Consider the following 6735-nt stretch of genomic DNA (forward strand, 5'->3'; position numbering starts at 1 on the left):
AATAGATTTTGATGACATTTTTGGTGATTTACTGTTTCTCAAATGCCTTTTTTCACTTTATCTGTTTGTTTTGATGCTCCCTTTGATTTTCATCTCCGTAATTTCCCTCTGTAACATTTTGGGGTGCGGAATGTGGGTTAAATCATAATAACTGGTTGTTCCCTCGCAAAACCACAAAGATGGTGTATAATTTTCCTGATCATAATCAAACACTTCTAACCCCAAAGGACGAATTCTTTTAACATTCCATAAATGAAAGAATTCATGGGCTACCAATTGCAAAAATGGCTCATATTTATCCACAGTCCGAAATCCAAACCTTTGATAAATTAAAGAACAAGAATTTTTATGTTCTAAACCACCAAAACCCTGCTGAAGCAAATGCAGAAAAAATACATATCTGTCATAAGGTAAACCACCAAACATTTGTGATTCTACCTCAATAATTTTTTGGCAATCAGCAATCATTTGTTCTGGTTGAAAATTTCCTTTTCCCCAAACTGCTAATTCATGGGGTTTACCCAAAACTTCAAAATTATATAATTGATGACAACCAACTTCAAAAGGACTATCAACTAAAGTATCAAAATCTGCCGCTAAAAAAGTATTTACTGTTTCTGCGAATGTTGGTAAACTAGTAGTTACTTGCCATTGAGGGTTAGCAGGAATTACCCTTATCTGCATGGGAAAATTTTCCCAATCAGGGATTCTAAAAAACAAAGCTGCCCCATTAAAGTAACCGTGAGTAGCATCTAAATGATTTGTTCTTACTGTTAATTCATTAGCAAATACACGGTAATGAATAGTTACTTCTGAAGTATTGCCTTTTTCTACTTGCCAATGATTTTTACTAACTTTATGCCAAGATAAGGGTTGATTATTCGCAAAAGCCGCAAAATCCTGTAAATGTCTGCCATATTCCCGCACCAAATATGAACCAGGAGTCCACACTGGCATTTTTAAATCGAGAACTGCTGACGGATAGTTAACAATGTGTAAAGTCACCTCAAATAAATGGGTTTCTGGTTGAGACATTCCCACCAAGTAATGAATTTGTGGAGAGAGTTCTAAAATCATTTTGTGTGTTGAGTTTTGATTTACTTATCCATAATCAACAGTCTATCGTTAATCGTCAAGTATAGGCATATAAAATTAATGATATGATGTGTTTATGATGATTTTATGTAAACCAAGATTATTGACTGATTTGTAAACCTACAATACTCTTAGAGTGGAGGTCTTTGCTGATTGTATCTAATCACAAAAGGATATTTTTTGTATAAGTTGTTAAAACAGTACCATCTTTTATGCAAGATTTGGGAAAAAACAAGCCAAGGAGTTATTAATTATGACAGTACCTTATGACGAACTGGTTTTTCAATCACCATATTTAGCTGTAGTAAAAGCAAAACAACTGCTAGAGGAGGGGAAAATGAAAGAAGTTGATGATATTTTAGAGAGTTTAGCCGAGTCTATGGGGCGATCAGAAAAAAGAGCAGTAATTAGTCAATTAACTCGATTGATACTGCATATAATTAAGTGGAAATGTCAACCGGAAAAACGTAGTGCTAGTTGGGTAATTTCTATTCGTTCAGCTAGGGCAGAAATTACTGCCAGTCAAGAAGAAATGCCAAGTCTCAATCGAGATTTTTGGGAATCAATTTGGAACAAGTGTTTTCTGGCTGCAAAACAGGATGCTAGAGATGAAATGGGTAAGAAACCAGATATTATTGCTTTAAGTTGGGATGAGGTTTTTAACGAAACTTATACACTTTGGGAGGATTAGAAAATTTCTATTTGGGAAAAAATCAGGTTATTTATCTTGATTTTTGGCTGTTCCCTCCTTCCCAATCATTACACTTCATTGCGAAATTAGGCAGTTAAGTAAAAAAAATGATAACTTCTGATCTAGTCTAGTAAAGCAATTACACCAAATTTATCAAGGAGAACCCAGTGGCAATGGAATCAAATGTACTAACGGGCGCAACTGTAGACAACCAAGATATAAGTGAATACGTTGCTCATCTACAAATGCACATGGCACTACAAGCTCGAAATCTGGTTCCCAACTTGGTTCCCAACTGCAAACAAGTAATTTCAGATAGTCGTCAACAATTACTTCATCAAACCCAAGCCGACTTTGAAAAATTCGCTTCTCGCCAAGGTCTATAGATTTAAAAGTATTTTGAGTAGAATTATCCTAGAATAGAAGCAGGTATTGTGGTTTTCACCCCAAAGGTATAATCACGGTTTCTGCTTTTTATATTTTTTTTACGTGGTCACTTAAAAAAATCACTCTTTGGGAGCAAGACCTAAGAGAAAAAAAGCCGTTAAAATGATTGCAGCATCACATCACCAATCCTATTTTTTAAAGGTTAAATGGCGGCTTGAATCAACATGACTTCACTACTCCCTCGAAACCTCAGCGTTGTTATCCGACCAGTCCAACATAGGGATTTGGACGGAATTGATTGCTTAACTCAAGAATCATTGTCCCATCTTTCTCCCCAAGAAGCTGGTGCGGCCATGCGGCAAATGCAATGGCTACGACGCTGGTATGGGTTACTCAAATTCTTAAGTTGGTTTCCCAACCCATTACAATATCGCTTCTGGGGCTATGTTGCCGAACAGGGACGGATACTACTGGGAATGATTCAAGTATCACCATTTAACCGAACCCGCAGCACTTGGCGAATTAATCGGGTGATGTTAGCAGGGACTGGCGACAGAATGGGAGTAGGTTCACAACTACTGCGCCATTGCTTTGAATCAATTTTAGAAGCGCGAACATGGATACTAGAAGTTAATATCAATGACGTTGATGCTTTAGCACTGTATCGCCACAATGGATTTCAACGGTTAGCAGAAATGACATACTGGGAAATTAGTCCCCAGTTATTAGCGGAATTAATTCAAACTGAACCAGATTTACCCAACCTCTTACCGGTGAGTAATGCTGATGCTCCGTTGCTATATCAACTGGATACAGCATCAATGCCACCTTTGGTAAGGCAAGTATTTGATCGACACACCCACGACTTTAAAACGACTTTGTTTGGGGCTATTATTGATGCTCTCAAGCAGTGGATGACAAAAACTGAAGTTGTGAGTGGTTATGTCTTTGAACCCCAGCGGAAAGCAGCCATTGGTTATTTTCAGGTGCAACTTGATCGCACAGGTGAAAATCCTCATGTAGCAACTCTTACAGTTCATCCGGCTTATACTTGGTTGTATCCTGAATTATTGTCTCAATTAGCCCGCATTGCTCAAGATTTTCCTCAACAAGGATTACAATTAGCTTCTTCAGACTATCAACCAGAAAGAGAAGAATATTTAGAGCGGATTGGGGCTAAACGCAAAGAACATACCCTGATCATGTCTCGCTCAGTTTGGCATAAACTGCGAGAATCGAAATTTGTCTCCTTAGAGGGGATTCAGTGGCAGGAAATGTTACAAGGACTACAACCAACCCGGAAACCTATCCCTGGGGGGATGTCATGGATGCCGCAAACTCAGCAGGTGCATCCAGAAAGGGCTATACCAATGCAGTCAGAAATTGTGGCTTCTACTCATCAAAATCCTAACATGGATATACCCTGTCCATCAGATTCAGCCGCAGATGAATCCCAGGAGCAACAATAGCGTGATCTCTCAACAGCAATCAAAATCATTTATTTCCGCTTTGGGTGTGGATGTTGGTAGTAAACGCATCGGTTTAGCTGGATGTGATGGGACTGGGTTAATTGCCACGGGTATAACGACAATTGAGCGCAAGTCTTTTATCGAAGATGTAGAGAAAATTCAGCAAATAGTCAATGAGCGACAGGTACAAATTCTCGTTGTTGGTTTACCTTATTCAATGGATGGTACTATCGGGTTTCAAGCCCGTCATGTCCAGAAATTTGCGGCTAGATTGGCGGATGCGCTGAAACTTCCTTTAGAATATATGGATGAACGATTAACTTCTTATCAAGCGGAACAACTGATAATAGCTGAGAATCGCTCCCCATCAAGGAATAAGGGTTTAATTGATCGCAAGGCTGCTGCATTGATTTTACAACAATGGCTAGATGCTAGACGGAGTTCGGTACAGAGATCGGTAGCATTTACCGATGAGTGATCCCTTTTAAATGGTATTCTAAAAACTATTACAGATCATTTATTTGATCTTAATGATTTCAGTGTCTTTAGACCTGAGAGCGTCAGTTGGATCTCTCAATTTATGGTTGACATCGGCTGTCATTTAGCGGTTCAATGATTTCCATATATAAGAGTATTGTTACAGTTACATAATTCAGCTATGTATTCATCTCCACTTCCTGAAGACAATGATCACGATTCCGAAAGTTCTCTGATTTTAACAGATGAGCTAAAACGGACACTAGAATGTTACATTGAGCATACGCTCGATGTAGAGGGGGAAAAATATGTTCTCCTTCTGCCTATAGATGCACCAATAGAAATTTTTGCTTGGCAAGTTGATGGCGACGAAGAAGAAGCCGTCTTGGTGGAAGATGATGAGATCATTGACGAAATTTTCGGCACTGCTCAAGCGGTTCTTTCTGAGCAAAACTTGATTCTCAAGAATACTGCTTATGCCTTAACTGTAGCAGGTGAGTTGCCTCCTGAAGATGAATCAAAATTCTTTACTTTAGAACTTGAAGATGAAGAAAACGGTTTAGAACCAGAGCAATTAATGGAAATTGCCACTTTTTATCATGATGAACAGGAGTATGCAATTTATACTCCCCTTGATCCCCTGCTCTTTTTTGCGAGAATGACTAAAACGGGTGAACCAGAATTACTTTCCCCCGAAGAGTTTCGTAAATTTCAACCCCTCTTAGAAGAACATCTGTTTAATGAGCTTGATTAATTGGTAATTGGTAATTGGTAATTGGTGATTGGTAATTTAATTAATTACTGTTGCCTTTTACCTTTTGCCTTATTCAAAAATCTAAATTTAGTTAGAGTTTGCTTAATAAATCTAAACTTCAAATTTTTCTTTCTGACTCCTGACTCCTGAATGGGCTTAGTCCCTGCGCCCCTACCTCCTAGCCTTCACAAAAAATTATGACTCGCAACCATCTATTAGAGCCTAACTTGATTTTATCAGGTTCAGTATTAACGCTGACACCAGGTGTCATCCAACAATATGGGCTGAAAGGGCTAGTATTAGATGTGGATGAAACTTTAGTACCCATGACAACGAGTTCTACTTTCCCAGAATTGCAAGCATGGGTGGCAGAAATTCGGATTTGTACAGCACTATGGTTAGTTAGTAATAATTTAAGTGAAGCGCGAATTGGTGGTATTGCCCGTTCTCTAAATTTACCTTATTACTTGGGTGCGGCCAAACCCTCCCGGCGGAAAATTCGGGCGGCGTTGCAAGAAATGAATTTACCTGCACATCAAGTAGGTATGGTAGGCGATCGCTTGTTTACTGATGTTTTAGCCGGTAATCGCTTGGGAATGTTTACAATTTTAGTCGAACCAATCATCCATCCCGATTTTACAGCCCTCCGTTCCCATCCTATCCGCAATATTGAAGTTTGGATATCTGAGATATTAGGCGCATCTATTACAATTAAAAATTAAAAATTGTCAGCGAAAATTAAAAAATCTCGGCACGTCTGAGGATATTTCTGAAGCCAGAAAAAGATATTGTCGCTTGATCAAAAATCCCCGACTTCTATTAATCTCAAAAGTCTATCATTTTAATTTCAAAATAACGTAGTATACTGGGGTTAATCGTATTTAACCGGAAAATGAAATACTTAACCCCAGAACAAGTTTATAAACAATGTAGTAAGTCTAGAATATGAAACGTATTGTCAAGAATCAGTTAACCGTTACGAGAATCGCTATTTTAGGGACTGAAAAACTAAATACTTGGAAATCTGACGAACTTGATTTGATTGCTTTACGTTTAGGACAACTACGCTCTGATTTATGGAACGAATTTGGCTCTTTAAAAGCTTGGGGTGTTTCTAAATTTGAGATTGATAAACAATTACGTAAATCTAAGGATAAGTATCAATTACCTGCTAAGTTATGGGATTCAACCCTCTACGATGTAATTGATGATATCCATTTGGTTCAGGCTGCTTGTGTCGAAAAGGTGATGAAATATTTGGGTCAATCGTTCCAATAGTTCCCATCTAAAAAAGGGGTTTTACAGCTGACATTAGAAAGTCGTGAATGGTTGGAACACCCCAAACTTTGCACATTGATGAGAAAGTTTTGGGATCGAGGTAACACAAAAGTTTGTAACCAAATTATTCTTAGGGCTTTTGATACTAAATTAGATAGCAAAGGTGTAGTGTGGTTGCGTTTCGGAGGGTTAACTCCATGTAAAACCCTCAAGTTACCAACGACTTTACCGACGGAAGTAAAATGTCAGTTAAGGCTAATCAAGCGTAATTGTAGATGGGAAATACATTACACGACTGACATTGAAAAAGCTGAAAAAAAGACTCAAGGTAAAATAATTGGATGTGACAGAGGCTACACAGAAGTGTATGCCATATCTTCTAACGATGGTGCTAGATTTTTAGGCAATAATTTCGGTAAAATCCAAACAGAAGAGACTGATTATAGAACCCACATTCCGCACCCCAAACTGTCACAGATCAAAAAAGCCCTTAAAGTAGTACATAATAACTAAAGTCAATTCAAAAATTAAGATGCTTAATGAGAATAAGTAGCATTAAAAGGGACGTGGTGTGATAAAGTGAA

Annotated in this window: 9 protein-coding genes; 8 read left to right on the forward strand and 1 reads right to left on the reverse strand. The window is 38.1% G+C overall.

The genetic code is table 11. The features are described from left to right. Positions 1 to 57: 57 nt before the first annotated feature. Positions 58 to 1077, reverse strand: a complete 1020-nt coding sequence (locus PN450_RS10750) for a M61 family metallopeptidase (RefSeq protein ID WP_417033745.1) — start codon at positions 1075 to 1077, stop codon at positions 58 to 60. A gap of 271 nt (positions 1078 to 1348) precedes the next feature. Here PN450_RS10750 and PN450_RS10755 point away from each other — a divergent pair, with 271 nt between their 5' ends. The 8 genes from PN450_RS10755 to PN450_RS10790 all read left to right on the forward strand — a co-directional run bounded on the left by PN450_RS10755 (position 1349) and on the right by PN450_RS10790 (position 6664). Next, positions 1349 to 1786 carry a DUF29 domain-containing protein gene (locus PN450_RS10755; protein ID WP_213711603.1) on the forward strand — a complete coding sequence of 146 codons (438 nt, stop codon included), beginning with the start codon at positions 1349 to 1351 and terminating at the stop codon, positions 1784 to 1786. Between the two features lie 173 nt (positions 1787 to 1959). Then, positions 1960 to 2172: a hypothetical protein gene (locus tag PN450_RS10760; protein ID WP_148762039.1), complete on the forward strand. Its 213-nt coding sequence runs from the start codon at positions 1960 to 1962 to the stop codon at positions 2170 to 2172. Between the two features lie 225 nt (positions 2173 to 2397). Further along, the gene (locus PN450_RS10765; protein ID WP_148762041.1) at positions 2398 to 3642 is read left to right on the forward strand and encodes a GNAT family N-acetyltransferase; all 1245 of its coding nucleotides are present in this window, start codon (positions 2398 to 2400) and stop codon (positions 3640 to 3642) included. Beyond that, positions 3620 to 4120 (forward strand): Holliday junction resolvase RuvX, encoded by a 501-nt coding sequence (ruvX, locus tag PN450_RS10770; RefSeq protein ID WP_148762043.1) that lies wholly within the window; start codon positions 3620 to 3622, stop codon positions 4118 to 4120. The genes PN450_RS10765 and ruvX overlap by 23 nt, the downstream gene beginning before the upstream one ends. Before the next feature lie 180 nt (positions 4121 to 4300). Continuing rightward, on the forward strand, positions 4301 to 4873 hold the full coding sequence (locus tag PN450_RS10775) for a DUF3727 domain-containing protein (RefSeq protein ID WP_015080827.1): 573 nt from the start codon (positions 4301 to 4303) through the stop codon (positions 4871 to 4873). A 197-nt stretch (positions 4874 to 5070) separates the two neighbouring features. Beyond that, entirely contained in the window at positions 5071 to 5595 is a 525-nt protein-coding gene (locus tag PN450_RS10780) for a YqeG family HAD IIIA-type phosphatase (protein ID WP_015080826.1), read from the forward strand. Positions 5596 to 5818: 223 nt separating this feature from the next. Then, the gene (locus PN450_RS10785; RefSeq protein WP_271836260.1) at positions 5819 to 6151 is read left to right on the forward strand and encodes a hypothetical protein; all 333 of its coding nucleotides are present in this window, start codon (positions 5819 to 5821) and stop codon (positions 6149 to 6151) included. A gap of 78 nt (positions 6152 to 6229) precedes the next feature. Further along, entirely contained in the window at positions 6230 to 6664 is a 435-nt protein-coding gene (locus PN450_RS10790; RefSeq protein ID WP_271836261.1) for a hypothetical protein, read from the forward strand. The last annotated feature ends 71 nt before the right edge of the window (positions 6665 to 6735 follow it).

This window comes from Dolichospermum lemmermannii CS-548 (assembly GCF_028330815.1).
Taxonomy (GTDB): domain Bacteria; phylum Cyanobacteriota; class Cyanobacteriia; order Cyanobacteriales; family Nostocaceae; genus Dolichospermum; species Dolichospermum lemmermannii.

Excerpts from the sequence above, each read along its gene's own strand:
- PN450_RS10750 (WP_417033745.1), bottom strand. The coding sequence starts at position 1,077 with ATGATTTTAGAACTCTCTCCACAAATTCATTACTTGGTGGGAATGTCT.
- PN450_RS10755 (WP_213711603.1), top strand. The coding sequence starts at position 1,349 with ATGACAGTACCTTATGACGAACTGGTTTTTCAATCACCATATTTAGCT.
- PN450_RS10760 (WP_148762039.1), top strand. The coding sequence starts at position 1,960 with ATGGAATCAAATGTACTAACGGGCGCAACTGTAGACAACCAAGATATA.
- PN450_RS10765 (WP_148762041.1), top strand. The coding sequence starts at position 2,398 with ATGACTTCACTACTCCCTCGAAACCTCAGCGTTGTTATCCGACCAGTC.
- ruvX (WP_148762043.1), top strand. The coding sequence starts at position 3,620 with ATGAATCCCAGGAGCAACAATAGCGTGATCTCTCAACAGCAATCAAAA.
- PN450_RS10775 (WP_015080827.1), top strand. The coding sequence starts at position 4,301 with ATGTATTCATCTCCACTTCCTGAAGACAATGATCACGATTCCGAAAGT.
- PN450_RS10780 (WP_015080826.1), top strand. The coding sequence starts at position 5,071 with ATGACTCGCAACCATCTATTAGAGCCTAACTTGATTTTATCAGGTTCA.
- PN450_RS10785 (WP_271836260.1), top strand. The coding sequence starts at position 5,819 with ATGAAACGTATTGTCAAGAATCAGTTAACCGTTACGAGAATCGCTATT.
- PN450_RS10790 (WP_271836261.1), top strand. The coding sequence starts at position 6,230 with ATGAGAAAGTTTTGGGATCGAGGTAACACAAAAGTTTGTAACCAAATT.